General features: G+C 45.8%; 16 protein-coding genes. 9 read left to right on the top strand and 7 right to left on the bottom strand.

Annotated elements, in window-relative coordinates; all coding sequences use genetic code 11:
- Positions 1-97 precede the first annotated feature (97 nt).
- The 3 genes from HUG20_RS13425 (at position 98) to HUG20_RS19580 (ending at position 3,477) form a co-directional block, all read left to right on the top strand.
- On the top strand, positions 98-1,309 hold the full coding sequence (locus HUG20_RS13425; protein ID WP_200085161.1) for a competence protein CoiA: 1,212 nt from the start codon (positions 98-100) through the stop codon (positions 1,307-1,309).
- Positions 1,310-1,332: 23 nt separating this feature from the next.
- A complete protein-coding gene (gene pepF, locus HUG20_RS13420; RefSeq protein WP_200085160.1) occupies positions 1,333-3,159 on the top strand; it encodes an oligoendopeptidase F in 1,827 nt (608 codons plus the stop codon).
- A gap of 183 nt (positions 3,160-3,342) precedes the next feature.
- Positions 3,343-3,477 (top strand): hypothetical protein, encoded by a 135-nt coding sequence (locus HUG20_RS19580; RefSeq protein WP_281392422.1) that lies wholly within the window; start codon positions 3,343-3,345, stop codon positions 3,475-3,477.
- Between the two features lie 501 nt (positions 3,478-3,978).
- Here HUG20_RS19580 and HUG20_RS13415 read toward each other — a convergent pair.
- The 4 genes from HUG20_RS13415 to HUG20_RS13400 form a co-directional block, all read right to left on the bottom strand.
- Positions 3,979-4,878 (bottom strand): ClpXP adapter SpxH family protein, encoded by a 900-nt coding sequence (locus HUG20_RS13415; RefSeq protein WP_246476413.1) that lies wholly within the window; start codon positions 4,876-4,878, stop codon positions 3,979-3,981.
- Between the two features lie 24 nt (positions 4,879-4,902).
- Positions 4,903-5,289 carry a globin domain-containing protein gene (locus HUG20_RS13410; protein WP_425504073.1) on the bottom strand — a complete coding sequence of 129 codons (387 nt, stop codon included), beginning with the start codon at positions 5,287-5,289 and terminating at the stop codon, positions 4,903-4,905.
- 358 nt (positions 5,290-5,647) lie between these two features.
- Entirely contained in the window at positions 5,648-6,325 is a 678-nt protein-coding gene (locus tag HUG20_RS13405; RefSeq protein ID WP_246476412.1) for a lytic transglycosylase domain-containing protein, read from the bottom strand.
- Positions 6,326-6,413: 88 nt separating this feature from the next.
- Positions 6,414-7,016 carry a CYTH domain-containing protein gene (locus HUG20_RS13400; RefSeq protein ID WP_200085158.1) on the bottom strand — a complete coding sequence of 201 codons (603 nt, stop codon included), beginning with the start codon at positions 7,014-7,016 and terminating at the stop codon, positions 6,414-6,416.
- Between the two features lie 73 nt (positions 7,017-7,089).
- Here HUG20_RS13400 and HUG20_RS13395 point away from each other — a divergent pair, with 73 nt between their 5' ends.
- Genes HUG20_RS13395 through HUG20_RS13385 form a run of 3 tightly spaced genes read left to right on the top strand, consistent with a single transcriptional unit; the run spans position 7,090 to position 8,925 of the window.
- Positions 7,090-7,461, top strand: coding sequence for a UPF0738 family protein (locus HUG20_RS13395; protein ID WP_200085157.1), 372 nt, complete (start codon positions 7,090-7,092; stop codon positions 7,459-7,461).
- Between the two features lie 12 nt (positions 7,462-7,473).
- Entirely contained in the window at positions 7,474-8,112 is a 639-nt protein-coding gene (yjbM, locus tag HUG20_RS13390) for a GTP diphosphokinase (protein ID WP_200085156.1), read from the top strand.
- 15 nt (positions 8,113-8,127) lie between these two features.
- Positions 8,128-8,925 carry an NAD kinase gene (locus HUG20_RS13385; protein ID WP_200085155.1) on the top strand — a complete coding sequence of 266 codons (798 nt, stop codon included), beginning with the start codon at positions 8,128-8,130 and terminating at the stop codon, positions 8,923-8,925.
- Positions 8,926-8,944: 19 nt separating this feature from the next.
- Here the strand turns inward: HUG20_RS13385 and HUG20_RS13380 are convergent, their stop codons facing one another.
- Both HUG20_RS13380 and prpE read right to left on the bottom strand, forming a co-directional pair.
- A complete protein-coding gene (locus tag HUG20_RS13380; RefSeq protein ID WP_200085154.1) occupies positions 8,945-9,379 on the bottom strand; it encodes a hypothetical protein in 435 nt (144 codons plus the stop codon).
- The gene (gene prpE, locus HUG20_RS13375; RefSeq protein ID WP_200085153.1) at positions 9,315-10,169 is read right to left on the bottom strand and encodes a bis(5'-nucleosyl)-tetraphosphatase PrpE; all 855 of its coding nucleotides are present in this window, start codon (positions 10,167-10,169) and stop codon (positions 9,315-9,317) included. Before prpE ends, HUG20_RS13380 begins: the two co-directional genes overlap by 65 nt.
- A 115-nt stretch (positions 10,170-10,284) precedes the next feature.
- Here prpE and fabI point away from each other — a divergent pair, with 115 nt between their 5' ends.
- On the top strand, positions 10,285-11,067 hold the full coding sequence (fabI, locus tag HUG20_RS13370) for an enoyl-ACP reductase FabI (protein WP_200085152.1): 783 nt from the start codon (positions 10,285-10,287) through the stop codon (positions 11,065-11,067).
- Positions 11,068-11,246: 179 nt separating this feature from the next.
- Positions 11,247-11,474, top strand: a complete 228-nt coding sequence (locus HUG20_RS13365; RefSeq protein ID WP_200085151.1) for a DUF7667 family protein — start codon at positions 11,247-11,249, stop codon at positions 11,472-11,474.
- A gap of 89 nt (positions 11,475-11,563) precedes the next feature.
- On the opposite strand, the gene HUG20_RS13360 is transcribed toward HUG20_RS13365, so the two are convergent.
- A complete protein-coding gene (locus HUG20_RS13360) occupies positions 11,564-13,228 on the bottom strand; it encodes a glutathione ABC transporter substrate-binding protein (protein ID WP_200085150.1) in 1,665 nt (554 codons plus the stop codon).
- 431 nt (positions 13,229-13,659) lie between these two features.
- On the opposite strand from HUG20_RS13360, the gene HUG20_RS13355 reads away from it, so the two are divergent.
- The gene (locus tag HUG20_RS13355) at positions 13,660-14,577 is read left to right on the top strand and encodes an ABC transporter permease (protein WP_200085149.1); all 918 of its coding nucleotides are present in this window, start codon (positions 13,660-13,662) and stop codon (positions 14,575-14,577) included.
- Positions 14,578-14,588: the final 11 nt, after the last annotated feature.

The raw sequence follows: 14,588 nt of genomic DNA, 5'->3' as shown, positions 1-14,588 counted from the left end.
ATTTTTATTAAAGAGAAGGAAAATCAAGGACGTGCGGTGAATATAGAAAGAAGCACGAAATCCCTCGCTACAACTCCCCACGAAAGGATGATCCCTATTGTTCACCGCCACCTCTTCTTCCGGGCGGACAGTTTCGCTATTAAGCGATGCTGATCGCGCGCATATTGAGTCCAACACCGAATGGTATTGCCCGATTTGCAAGGAATGCCTGCAGTTGAAAAAAGGGAAGAAACGAAGGACTCACTTTGCCCACCATCCCAACACCGTCTGCCCATCGTCCAATCCTGAATCCGAACGCCATCTTGAAGGGAAGGCTTTGCTTTTTCAATGGTTGAAAGCCCAAGGGGCTGACGTTCGTCTGGAGGCCTTTTTGCCCGAAAGCAATCAACGTGCCGACCTCCTTGTCAAAAACAAAAACGAAACGATTGCCCTTGAATACCAATGCTCTACCGTTGACCGCGAACTCATACGGAGACGCACAACATTGTATCAATCCATTGGCGTTCAAGTCATCTGGGTGATGCCATTCGATCATTTGCGGAGAAAAGAAAACGTAGTCTATCTAAAGGAATGGCAGTGGGAAGCTGCTTATTTCGGTGATGCTCCAGAAGCTCCGGATATCGATTTGCCAAGAATGCCCTCTCTCTTTTATTTCCAACCACCATCGATCCTCTGGACCGCACACATCAACGCTTACCTGTCCCCGAAAAAAGCTCATGCCCGTTTTATTGCCCATCGATTGCCGCAATCAACACTGGAACGTGTGCGCACGTCCGTCGTCGTTCCGGATAATGTTCAACGAAGTGCGCTTCTCACCTATAAAAAAGAGGCTCGCTACGGGAAACGGCCGCCTTCGACCCCGTTTTCAACCTTTGTCCAGACTCAGTTGCTTCGCGAAAAAATTCCCCTTCATTTACATCCCGCAGAAGCAGGTTGGTTTCTGCCCTGGCAAACGTGGGTAAGTGAATCACCAGTCCTTTGGCAATCTTGGCTTTTTTTACAAATCCTTTCCCATTTTAAACGGCAAACCTTTGTTTCGTCACAAAGTCTGGAAAGAGAAAAGCAATTGCTTTCAAGCTACCTACGAATCCCTATTGCGCGCGTGCAGCTATTAATCACTGCGTATTTTCGGTTTTTAACGCGGCTTCGGGTGTTGATGTGCCACGCGGATGATACTTTTACGCTCGTGCAGACGCCACGTTTGCCTCAATCGGCCGACGAAGGATTTGCGATGGATCAACGTTATGCATCGCTGACTCGTCCTACGAACGATTCCGTTGCCCTGAGTGGGTCCTTTCCCGTATTATAGAAAGAAGAAAAGGAGGGATCGTCATGACAACCGGCAATACAAAAGTACCTGAACGATCCGAAATTCCCGTTGAACGCAAATGGGATGTGGAAGCAATTTTTGTTGATACAGATGAATGGGAGCAAGCATATAAAAGTGTGGAAAACCAATTGCCGAAACTTCAATCATTTCAAGGGAAGCTCACAAATTCGGCAGAAACCTTGCATGAAGGGTTAAAACAACGGGATGAAGCCGGCATGGAATTGGAAAAAGTTGTCGTCTATGCTCATTTGAAAAACGATGAAGATACGTCCGACAGTTTTTATCAAGGATTGTTTGACCGCGCGCGTTCGTTGATCACTCGTTTCAGTGCTGCAATCGCCTTTTACGAACCGGAAATTTTGTCCATATCGGAAGAGACGCTTACACATTGGACGAACGAATATGAACCGTTGCAATTGTATGCACATGAATTGGCATTATTAAACGAACGCAGGCCCCACGTTTTATCGGAAAAAGAAGAAGGGCTGCTCGCCAAAGCTTCTGAGGTGACGGACCAAGCGGGACAGGCTTTTTCGATGCTATCGGATGCTGACATGACCTTTGATTCGATCGAAGATGAAAACGGAAACGAATCAGCCGTGAGCAACGGTCGTTTTATTCAATTGTTGCAAAATAAAAATCGAAACGTGCGAAAAGATGCATTTACGTCATTGTATCGTTCGTATCGGAACCATGAGAACACACTGGCCAGTTTGTTAAGCGGCCAGGTGAAGCGAAATCAATTTTACGCTGAAACGCGAAATTATTCGTCAGCCCGTGCGCAGGCCATGCATACGAATCATATCCCCGAAAAGGTTTATGATCAGCTCGTGACGGTCGTTAACGATCACCTTCATCTTTTTCAGCGGTACTTACGGTTGCGAAAAAAGTTACTGCAATTGGAAGAGCTTCATTTTTATGATTTATACGTTCCGTTAGTGGAAAGCGAGGCTTTTGATTACGGGTATGAAGAGGCGAAAACGGAAATTATCCAATCCTTAAAACCGTTGGGGAATGATTATAGCGCAGCCATGACAGCTGGATTGGAAAAAAACGGATGGGTCGATGTTCATGAAAATAAAGGGAAGACGAGCGGTGCGTATTCTTCCGGTGCATATTTGACGCAACCATATATTTTAATGAATTGGCAAGACAGCATTGACGAAATGTACACTCTTGCCCATGAACTTGGCCATTCCATGCATAGCTATTTCACCCATAAATACCAGCCATATCCATATGGCGATTATACGATCTTCGTTGCGGAAGTGGCTTCCACCGTCAATGAACTCTTGCTTTCCCACGCGTTAAAACAAAAAACCGAAAGCAAAGCCGATAAGCTCTATTTGCTCAATCAACAATTGGAAGGGTTTAAAGGAACGATTTTCCGGCAGACGATGTTTGCCGAATTCGAGCAGTTGATTCATCAAAAAGTGGCCGAAGGGGAGGCGTTGACCCCGGAAAATCTGAAATCCGCATACTTTGATTTGAACCAAAAATATTTCGGGGAAGCCATCGTTTATGATGATGAAATCGCCTACGAATGGTCTCGAATTCCCCATTTTTACATGAATTTCTACGTTTACCAATATGCGACAGGTTATAGTGCCGCAGTTGCGCTAAGCAACAAAATATTGGAAGAAGGAGAGCCGGCAGTTGAGCGGTATTTATCGTTTCTGAAGTCCGGAAGTTCCGATTATCCAATTGCACTATTGAAGGGAGCAGGGGTTGATATGACCGAACCGGCGCCCATTCAAGCGGCCATGAACCAGTTTGAATCGCTATTGGAACAAGCGGAACAAATTGCTGATGATTTAATGGCAAAATAGTAGTTGAGAACCCTCATTCGGAGGGTTTTTTTGGCAGATAAAAAAGCATAAATCGGGACTGCTGAATAACGGAAAAAGACTGGCCCATAAGCATTTTCCGTTGGTGTTGTCGAAGCTGGATGCAAGGAAATCCATCCTATAAACAAAAAAACCCTTGCACTTCTGGCAACGTACGGAGGGACGGTGCTGCAATGGCGAGACTCCAGCGGAAAAACGGACGCGTCAAGCCCCCGCAGCGCCGGTTTTGCGCGAGGAGGCTTGACCGTTCGTCCGCGGAAAGCGATAGCCATGGAAGCGGCATCCCCCGGCTTCAGCTGATAGCTGCAAGTTGTTCAGCAATCCCTAAATCAACTTTCTTATCTGCATAAGTTGGGCGAAGGTTTTCGCCATAAAAGCTTGGCGAAAAGCCAAGTTTTCTAATTAGGAAAAACCTTTAAACCTCCCGCGCTCATTGAGGAAATGGACGCTAATGATGATGGAGGCCAAAAACAAAGGTACAGCGATCCACAATGGAAATAAGCGCAGAACCGATACGAGAAATAAAATATATCCAACTAAGACCGTAAGGATACTTGTCATCAAGTTGTGCATCATCGATCCCCCTTTGCTGCGTCTGTCCTAAGTATATGATGGACGTTTCTGGTTTCATCACTTGAAAAAAGATGGTTCTGGGAGAGCACTTATGAAGGGGAGCATTCAAAACAAAAATACAAAACTACGGATGATGCGAATGTTTGTCCTCAAAACAGTGATAAAAAATTTGTCCCGATTCAATCCGAACCGAGACAAGATGAGCGAATGCACGCGTCGATATTAATCTTAAAGTGCTTTGTCTGCTTTCCAAAAGGTGCCTTTTTTTACGGGGACGCTTTCGATTTTTTGTTGTAATTGTAATGCTTTTAAACGGGAGGTTGCTTCTTTCATGGACAAATCGTAAACTTGTGCAACTTCCCGGGTAGCAACGAGTTCATAGGTTTTCATAAATTCATCGATTTCCATTTTTTCCTGTGGTTTCGGGGGGGATCCGAGCATTTTTCCCAGTATATCAACGTATACATGAAAGTCGTGTAAGCCGGAAATTTTTATGCCGGCATCTTCAATGCAATCGTTAAAAAAAATCATTGTAGGCACATCTCCGGCACCCATCTCATGTGTTGTGTTGATGTCAGCGTCTAAAGCTTTGCGTGCCAAATCTGAATGGAGATCTTTATGGAATTCCTGAACATCCAAATTTGCCCGCTTCGCACAGTCTAGCAAAACATCTTCTTTTGAAATATTTTCCTTATTGAGAAAGAGGGCTTCACGCAATCTTCGCAAATAGCGCAGGCCGTATTGCCGGCCCTGCATTTCGGCAGCCTTTACAGCGATGGCAGGGGTTTCTGATTGTGCAAGCGGATTTTCATGCCATATGTCTCCGTCACAACACATCCCGGTACGTGATGAGGTTTCTTCCCAAAGGTCTGCAAGGGATTTTTGGTTTTGTTCATTCACACACCAACTTGCGGCTTCGGGAACGATAAAAAAGCGCATTTTACATAAATGGCCGTACTCCAGCCTGAACTTTTTAATGACTGGTTCAAATCCCCAGCAATCTGGGCAAAGAGGATCTGTAAAGATGTAAATTTCCAATTTTTTCTGGTCTATCGTTTGCTTTTGCTCGTTCATGTCAACGCCACAAACGCCGAGGCTATCATTACAGCCCTGTTGATTTGTCTTCACCAAGGTTATGCGCTCCTTCCCGTTTTATACCTGCGAGTTAATCATATGTTGTGCCGTTAAAGTTAACCGTTGATACAATTCTTGAACGGCTTTATCGTTTTCAAGCTCACATGCTTGCAGCGCGCGTCCCATACAATCTAGCCATGCCTCTGCTTTGACTGGTGTGATTGGAAAGGGTAGGTGACGAGCCCGCAATCGTGGATGCCCGTGTTCTCTCGTGAACAGTGCAGGGCCTCCGCAAAATTGGGTGAGAAATTGTTTTTGTTTTCGCCTTGTATCTGTCAAATCATCAGGGAACAAAGGGATTAATTCCGGATGCTCGCTTACCCTGTCGTAAAATTGTTCTACGATGGTCTCAATGCCACGTTCGCCACCGAGAGCGTCATACAATGTTCCTTTAAGGTATTCCATCATTCTCCCACTTTTTCAATTTATTTCATTCGTACATAAACGTCGTGATCTGTGCGGGTTTTGTAATCTGCGAAAATAACTTTTAGCGATAGTTTCACTTTATTGTAGCAAGGCATGATGAAAGGTTCAAATCCTATGCTTGCGGGATATAGGGACGTAATGAATACACCTCACCTGGTAACCGTGCATGGTTGTTAAAACAACCGAGTCGCCCGGGAAACGAGGCATACGTTTTGGACACATGCCCGCGATCTTCGCCTGCAAAACACGTTGCACTTATGTAGGTATGAAAGTTGATTTATACTTTCTTACCTACCAAAAAACGGCGTATCCTATTGTAAGCGATACGCCGCTGCTTTTATATCAAGCTCTGATAAGTGTCCATGACTTTCGGGACATAGGCGGTTGTTTCATCGAAGGGAGGGATGCCGTTATATTTGTCCACATTCCCGGGACCGGCGTTGTAGGCGGCGAGGGCTTTTTCCGGATCATCGTCGTAACGGTTAAGCATATCGCGGATATAGCGGGTCCCCGCATCGATGTTCTGAGCCGGGTCTGTCGCATCTGTCACTCCCAAGCCACGGGCGGTTTCCGGCATTAATTGCATAAGCCCCGTTGCCCCGGCATGGCTTGTGGTATCCGATTGAAAGTTGGATTCATGCTGGATAATGGCATAGATCAAGCTGGCGTCCACGCCGTGTTTGTCTGCCGAAGCTTCGATGAGTTGGTTATACGGCGAATCAGGCAAAACACCGTCGACTTGGCTTCCCTCTTCAATACTGGGATCAGCTGTTTCGGCCTCGTTCAATGTTTCTTCGGAAGCGGGCATAACCGGTTCATTCATCGGATGGTAGTAAAGCGATCGCTCGCTCGCAACATCCAAAGGGAAAGATTCTTCGTTTTTTTCTTCGGATTCAATACGGGCGAGCAGCGTAGCGAAGTCAATAGACGGTTGTTTTTCCGCCAGGTTTTTTGTCGGTTCTGAAACAGGTCCTGATTGTTGAAGACTTAAAAGCAAGGCGTGCATGTCGTTCATTTCCAATACTCCTCGAACTAATGATATAATATGACTATAGCAGAACTTGTGTTAAAAACAAGACTTTCCCGAAAAAAAGATCAAAGTCCTATATGCGTCCTTTTGCGACAGAAAAAAACCGCTGAATTTTCGGTTGCGGTTCGGGGCTATGCGGATCGAGTCCAACACGAACGGCGACCTGTGTTAGCACTCCTTGCACATGTTCTTGGGAATTTCCCTCGTATTCCAGTTCATAGTCGATTTCTTCGAAATAATGGCTCTCATCCAGAACTAAGAGGCCTTGTTCATATGGCAGTTCTGCACGCCTTGTCGTTAGTCGCCCCAAAGGATGTAACGTGTGAAAAGGGATCTTCCATTCTTTTTCCAAATATGTTTGGACGGAGCCTCCCTCGCTGAGCTGTGTAAGCGGTGCACCTTCACTCCATTCGCGGGGGCCGAGCGGCTGATGTTTTTCCAGCACTCCGGCCTCGTTTCGCACTTTCAATGTGAGCACATGTGCCCCGTTTTTATAACGAATTCGCAAAGCGGCGTTTTGTTCTTTTAATTGGAAATCGGATGTGTCAAAATAGTGATTGTGTTGGATGATAAAATCATCTTCGTTTAATTGGAAATACGCTTGTATTTTCCTGAATTCTCGTACGTGAAGGAGACGTTTGCCCTCTATTTCAATTTCGTCAAATGAACGACTCATGTGATCATCCTCCTGCCGGCATTATGACACAGAGATGATGGGGCAACAACGATAGAAAAGGAGCCGGATAAACATGGATACAATCAATGTGAAGATTGCGCGGCATAAAGAAGATGGCCTTTATCTGGAAACGGACCGTAACACGGAGCGACCGCTAACACCTACAGGCCGTCTGCTGGCCGATTCGGATAATTTTGCGCTCGTTTATATTTTTGATAGGGAAGGCGCGTTTGTCCAAGTACATATCCCGGAGGATTTTTGGCCGGACATTAACAAAAGCCATCAGGACCGGACGCCCATATACCTTGATACATCCAGTGTCGATTTTGCGGATATTCATGAGGAGTTGGACATGTTTCTCGATATTATTCAAGGGAACAATAATTATGGATCTGAAATGGTTAGCACTGTTGAAAAACATTTCCCGGTTCCGACAGACGATTGAGGGAGGGGTCTTATGAACGGATGGGCGATTTTTCTATCTCCTTACTACCAGGCGGTTGAAGAGTTAAAAGTAAAATTCAAAAGCTTGAGAGATCAATATCAACGATCCTCCAAACATACACCAATTGAATTTGTTACCGGTCGTGTAAAACCAATGACGAGCATCCAAGAGAAAGCCAAAAGGAAAAATATATCTATGGAACGTCTGCATACGGAGATGCAGGATATCGCGGGTTTGCGCATCGTCTGTCAATTTGTAACAGACATTGATATAATTGTAGACATGTTGCGGTCGCGAAATGACATTACGGTGATGCACGAAAGGGATTATATAAAAGAGAAAAAATCAAGCGGGTATCGTTCGTATCATATGGTGATCAATTATCCGGTGCATACTATCGAAGGAACGAAACATGTCCTTGCGGAAATTCAAATCCGTACGATGGCGATGAACTTTTGGGCGACAATTGAACATTCTCTCAATTATAAATACAGCGGGGAAATTCCGGAGCATGTGAAGCGGCGTCTTGTTCGTGCCGCGGAAGCTGCCTATAATTTGGACGAAGAGATGTCCAAGATTCAAGATGAGGTCCGAGAGGCGCAATCGATCATTACGAAACGTCGGGAAGAAAACAGAGGAGCCTATAAATGAAAGGGGGAACAAGCTATGAAGTTTGATGTTACGTCTCGGGGAGATGATGTGTCGAATGAGATCACCGGACAAATCCGAAGTGAACTGATCGGACATGGGCTGACGTTCGACAAAGAAACACCGGAGGTCGTTATCTCTGTCGGCGGAGACGGGACCCTTCTCGAAGCTTTTCACGAGCATAAGCATCGATTGGAGGATACTTGTTTCGTCGGTGTTCACACCGGGCATTTGGGGTTTTATGCCGATTGGAAACCGGATGAGGTGGACAAATTAATCATTCATATTGCGAAAACACCTTTCCAGGTCGTTGAATATCCCCTTCTGGAAGTCGTTGTCCGCTACCATGGAGAGAACAATGATTCAGACAGGTATCTTCCGTTAAACGAGTGTACCGTAAAGACGACGGAAGGCTCGCTCGTTTGCAATGTTGAGATCAAAGGGGAAGTCTTCGAAACGTTTAGAGGAGACGGACTATGTATCTCAACCCCATCGGGGAGCACCGCCTATAACAAAGCGCTGGGAGGGGCAATTTTGCACCCGTCCCTCGCCTCCATGCAAATTGCTGAAATGGCATCCATTAACAATCGAGTGTACCGGACGATTGGTTCACCCTTGATCCTGCCCGAGCACCACACTTGTTTATTGAAGCCGTTGAACGATGTAGGTTTGCAGCTGACCGTTGACCATAAATCTTTTGTTCATCAAGACATCGCTTCGATTCAGTGCCGTGTGGCAACGGAACATATACGATTTGCCCGTTTTCGTCCTTTCCCATTTTGGCAGCGTGTGAAGGAATCGTTTATCGGCGAATGAAAGTGAATGCTTCGTCTTTTTACACTTCCTCGACTTGATCGAAGGTAAAGCGGTATACTTCCTCGCCATCTTCATTTATGACGACACCCTCGATCACACCGCTAAGGGCTTCCGTGTCTTCCGGCGCTTCATCAAGCAAATACGTTTCACTTACCATGAAGCGTTCCCCGCCACCAATGGAAAAGGGCTCGTCTTCGGATTCCGTTAACAACTCAGGTTCGCTGAACAAATTGCGCGCTTCATCATCGTTAACTTCCCAGTTAAGGATCAGTTCGTCCGAGGGACGTTCCGACTGGTTATTCATCAAAGCATTGAAAGAAATCGATACATCATCCCCTTCGTTAAATAAAAAAATGTCTGTTTCTTCTTCAATATGGCTGATATCGGCTTTAGGGGCACAAGCCGTTAAAAGGAGAAAAAGACTTGTTAAACTGATGATCCATGTATGTTTCATTATATTGTGTTCCTTTCTCTTTTAAAATAAGTTCCTCCGCTTGCTCGAAGATGCGAAATTTCTCGGGTTGCTCCGGTTGCCGGGAGGGGACATCAACGGTAGTGAGTTCCGGATAACGAAAAGCAGTCAGCGCTCCGCCGAAAACACAGCCGGTATCGATGTTAATCGTACGGCGAAACACTCTCGGCGTATGGACAGGCGTATGGCCGTAAACAATCCAAGGGAAACCGTTGGTTTCTTTTAACACCCAATCCCGCCGTTTCGGAAGATTTCCCGCCCGTTGCCCACTGCGATCCACATCCCCGTAGAGGACAAACGCCCGCACGGCTTTGTCTGTCCTGCCGATGTCTTTTTTACGGATGCCGGCATGGGCGGCAACGACTTCATCCTTCCATAACGGCAAGTACAGGGGCGCTTCTTCAAATAAACGCATAAACATGCGGCGTATCCGTTGATAGGAAGTCTCCGGGAGCGCGTGCAGTTCAGTGACCGTCGTTTCCAGGCCATGTTGGATCTGCACCGGCCGTCCGAGAAAATAGCGATAAAGTTTATCGCAGTGATTCCCGGGGATATAATAGGCCGTGCGGTCGTTAACTAGCGCGGAGACATCGTCAATGACGTTAACGGAGTCCGGCCCCCGGTCAGTGAGATCGCCGATAAAAATAAGTTTTCGATCGTTGGGATGCGTGTAAGTCCCTTTTTTCTTTTCATAACCCAATGTTTGCAGGAGCGTATGCAGTTCTTGTCTGCATCCATGAATATCACCGATAAAATCCAAACCCTTCACCATTTGCATCACCTTTTGAAATCATAGCAAACATTTGCTTAAAATAGAAATGACCGTTTTTTAAAAAAGTGCTATACTCGGAACAAGGACGTTGAGAGAGAAAGGAGACTTTTTGAAAATGAGCTTATCTTTGGAAGGGCGCACCTATGTCGTGATGGGTGTCGCAAACAAAAGAAGCATTGCCTGGGGCATCTCCCGGAGCTTGGCAAACGCCGGCGCAAAAATTGTTTTTACATATGCAGGTGAGCGTCTCGGAAAAAATGTGCGGGAGCTCGCGGATACATTGGAAACGGAAACATTTGTATATCCGTGTGATATTACGAACGATGAGGAAATCGACGCCACGTTTCGGCAAATCAAAGAGGAAGTAGGCACGATTCATGGGCTGGCCCATTGCATTGCGTTTGCAAAAACCGAAGACCTTGAGGGCACGTTCGTGGAAACGTCACGGGAAGGCTTTAAAATCGCGCACGATATCAGTGCCTATTCATTAACGGCAGTGGCGAACGCCGTGCAAAAAAATGAGATGATGGCCGAAAACGGATCGATTATGACGATGACGTATCTCGGCGGTGAACGTGTCGTGAAAAATTACAACGTGATGGGGGTTGCGAAAGCGGCTTTGGATGCAAGTGTCCGCTACCTCGCGAACGACCTCGGCCAACACGGCATTCGCGTAAACGCCATTTCTGCAGGTCCAATCCGTACGCTGTCCGCAAAAGGCATCTCCGGTTTTAGCAGTTCTTTGAAGGAAATGGAAGAAAAGGCGCCGTTGAGACGGGGGGTCACCACAGAAGAAGTCGGCAACACCGCTCTCTTTTTAATGAGTGACTTGTCGAAAGGAATGACCGGAGAAACGCTCCATGTCGATGGAGGCTATCACATTATCGGTTTGGGCTAATGGGGAAAGACTAGAAGACTGCCTGCGGGCAGTTTTTTAAGTTTGGCTGATAAAGTCTGTGAGCAGCGTGCATACGGTCAAAATAAACACCCGGTCACCGCCAAATTAAAAAAAAGCTATATTTTTACATTCTCTGGGAGATGCTACAAGGAGTGATGAATGAAAGTGAGTGATGACTTTTGTACTCTGTCGTAGCAGAAAGACTTATTCGTTTGGTGCTCGAGGCTGATCATCGGCCGCTGACCGATCATGAACAACAAGAATATATGGAAAGCAAACAGTACTTAAAAAATTTTTATAGGGAAAAAGAAAAACTAGCCGCCATGTCGTATATCGCTTATACGACAGAAGATTATGAATGGCAACACGAAATCTGTTCGGAAGTTGAACGACTGAAAGGGAAATGAAGAGTAACAGAATCTGCCGGAAAAAGTCCTGGTGTCACAACGAATCAAATAAAAACCACGCCGGTTTCCCGTGCGTGGTTTAATCGATTTTAATAACCGCCTTCTTCAGCATCTTCCGTAATATACGTCTCGCTTAAATCAAAGGTACGGTTTGGATGGAAGACAAAGTTTTCCACAGAATCAGAGAGTCCGAAACGAAGCTCATCAAAGACAGTGTAAATGTAAGGTGCTTCTTCTACTGTAATATCCAAAATTTCGGCATAGAGCTCTTCGCGTGCGTCATCATCTGTTTCCTGTCGAGCGTCCATAATAAGGTCGTCGACTTCGTCGTTTTCATAGAAGGCTCGGTTGCCCGGTGCTCCCACGCTATCGGAATGGAGCAAGGCATACATGGTGTAGTCAGCGTCTGCGGTTACCGTTCCCCAACCAAGGATAAACATCTCGTGTTCACCTTCAGCGGTTTGGTCTAAATAAGCACCCCATTCAACATTTTCAATGGAAACGTCAACCCCAATTTCTCCGAGTTGGTCTTGGACAAGTTCAGTGGTTTGTTCACGAACATCGCTTTCATTGTTTGTCCACAATGTAATTTCCAATTCATCTTCTTCATAACCGGCGTCTGCAAGCAACTCTTGCGCTTGATCAGGATCATAATTTGTCGCGTCGGCATCTTCGACATCTTCATTATAACCAAAGACGAGATCATTGATAGGACCGTTCGCCGCTTCTCCGTAGCCTTCGTAAACGCCATCGACCAGCATTTCGTTGTCTATCGCCATTGCAATGGCTTGGCGCACCTGAGGATCATCGAAAGGTTCTTCCTGTGTGTTAAAACCCATATAGGTCATGCTTAGACTCGGTTCTGTTAGAGCGCTCGCATTATCGAGGGCATCCACTTGATCCATCAACGTTGGCTGGATGTCTTCGGCAAAGTGTGTTTCATTATTTTCAAGCATGCTGACGCGCGTAAGGTCTTCACCGACAATTTCAAATGTTACGCTGTCCAGGTAAGCATTGTCGCCCCAGTAATCCTCATTTTTAGTAAATGTCAGTGAATCCCCTTGTGTCCAATCTTCAAATTCAAATGGCCCTGTGCCGACAGCTTCCGTTTCCAAGTTGAGCTCATCGCCTTCTTCCTCTTCTTCGATCGCGGCTTCACTCATAATGCCGGCAGCATTGTGTGCAAGGTGTGCGTCCAAGGCAGCGAATGGATATTCGGTCGTGAATTCCACTGTGTAGTCATCAACGGCCTCAATATCTTCAATCATTTCAAACAGAAAGGCTGCTTCGGATGCGCGGTCTTCTTCAAGCACGCGTTCGAATGTGGCAACAACATCGTCAGCCGTCAATTCTTCGCCATTATGGAACTGAACCCCTTCATGAAGTTCAAAAACCCAAGTGTCATCATCGGGTTGGTCGAATGATTCTGCCAAACCTTCGGTTTCAACCTCGAGTGTTTCGGGATTTTGCGTTACGAGTGTTTCATACATTAAAGTACGGGCTTGAGCTGACGGGTTATCATTGGAACCGTGTGGATCCATTGTAACAGGCTCCCCTGGTAGAGACATCATGAAGTCCCCGCCTTCTTGAGGCTCACCGGAAGCTTCCTCCCCATCATCAGCTTCTTCCTCTTCCTCGCCCTCTGTTTCTTCGGCGCCCTCGTCCACATCTGAGTCATCCGTACAAGCCGCGAGCAACAAGCTTGTAGCAAGAGCAGTTCCGACGAAGTAACCGGTACGTTTGTAACGCTTCATACGTTATTCCCCCCTTGGAATATTAAAAGTCAAATTAACTATATCTTACGAATTAAAAACTTTCAATACATTTTTTTTGGCAAAATTAGAAGGATAACGACATCAGATTAAAATATAAAACAGAAAGGGCGACACATCAACCCCAAAATAACCAGAACAACCGTAACGTTTCAAATCGCCACTCTATCTTACGAATTTACGAATTTAAAGACGACTTTGATGGCAAATAATAATTAGAAACGGAAAAAAATACGATTTACAACAACAAGGGTTTCATGTAAACTTAATGCATTAATTTTAAATAAAAAAAGTCACACAATGTTCGAATAATGCTTGCCGAAAGCGCATATATGCATTATTGTAAACATGGTGAGTCTACCTACCCATGAAAATAGTTAGGATGGAAGAATATGAGAAAGGGTTGAGCGAGGATGGGGTCAACCGTAAAGCAGCAACCGGAACACGAAGAATTTGCAGCGCCGGAATCACGCTTCAAGAACTTGATGAAAAAATTAATACGCAACAAATCGTCATTAATCGGCGGCATTATTTTAATCCTTTTTACACTTATCGCGTTAAGCACGTTACTGTCACAATTTCGGATTCTTCCATTTGATTTAATGACACATAATCCCGATTCAACCGATGTGCTCAACGATTTCCAGTCGCCATCATCGGAACATTGGTTTGGAACGGACCATAACGGCAGGGATATCTACAGTCGGATTATTTACGGTACACATTTAACGTTATATGTCGGTGTATTATCCGTTGCGATCGGCGCGGTGTTTGGGATTATTCTCGGCTTGTTTGCAGGCTATTACGGGCGCATCATTGATTCCATCATTATGCGCGTCTCCGATGTATTGCTTGCGTTTCCGGGAATCTTATTGGCGCTTGCGATCGTAAGTGCACTCGGTCCCAACTTGAATAACGTCATTATCGCATTAGCGATTTATAATATCCCAGTTTTTGCCAGGATCACCCGCGGGTCGGTGTTGGAAGTAAAATCGGTGGAGTACGTAGAAGCGGTACGAGCGCTAGGGGCCAGGGATGGAAAGATTATTTTTCAGCACATCCTTCCGAATGTTAGCTCGCCGATTATCGTACAAGCTTCATTGCAGGTAGCAACATCGATTCTCAGTGCAGCCGGTTTATCCTTTCTCGGGCTTGGTGTCCAACCGCCAACATCCGAATGGGGGGCCATGCTTAACTCGGGAAGAAGTTATATGTGGGAAAACCCCCATTTGACCCTGTTTCCGGGGATCGCGCTCGTGCTCATCGTCCTTGGCTTCAACATGCTGGGGGATGGTTTGCGGGATGCGTTGGATCCAAGATCGAAAAAGTAAGGAGGCGCAAA

The sequence above is a fragment of the Salicibibacter cibi genome, assembly GCF_016495865.1.
GTDB lineage: Bacteria > Bacillota > Bacilli > Bacillales > Marinococcaceae > Salicibibacter > Salicibibacter cibi.
The sequence above is the reverse complement of the archived record's forward strand: the minus strand, read 5'-3'. Positions and strand labels throughout refer to the sequence as shown.